Here is a 332-nt window from a genome sequence, read left to right as displayed (position 1 = left end):
GCCCTTGTCCGTCACTGTATAGTCCACCTAAACGGTCTTTGGTTACTGTAGAGGCACTTCCATGATGTAAAGGCGCATTGATACCGGCAGGAAGGGCGATGTAATTCCTTAAGCCGGTACGTGGCATCCTAACGCTAAGGCGTTGACCTCGCTTAGCCCATACTCGGCTCCAGTTTGGCACCATAACGTCATCTAAGAAGACGTTATCAATTGCTCCGGTGACGGCAAACCAAGAATCTTGTGCAAATTCTGCTTCTAGACCGCCAAGGCTGGTTTCAATAACGGAACTCGCAAAAGGGTTTTCTAGTAGCTTATTTGCCCAATGAAAAGAG

1 pseudogene is annotated in these 332 nt (G+C 48.2%); it reads right to left on the bottom strand.

The features are described 5' to 3' along the window. Window positions 1-332, bottom strand: a pseudogene (locus tag AB4585_RS29310) (allophanate hydrolase subunit 2 family protein); the annotation flags it as partial.

Origin of the sequence: Vibrio sp. 10N.222.49.C9 (assembly GCF_041474985.1) — a bacterium.
In the GTDB taxonomy this organism is placed as follows: domain Bacteria; phylum Pseudomonadota; class Gammaproteobacteria; order Enterobacterales; family Vibrionaceae; genus Vibrio; species Vibrio crassostreae_C.
This window is presented reverse-complemented; position numbering and strand designations above follow the sequence as displayed.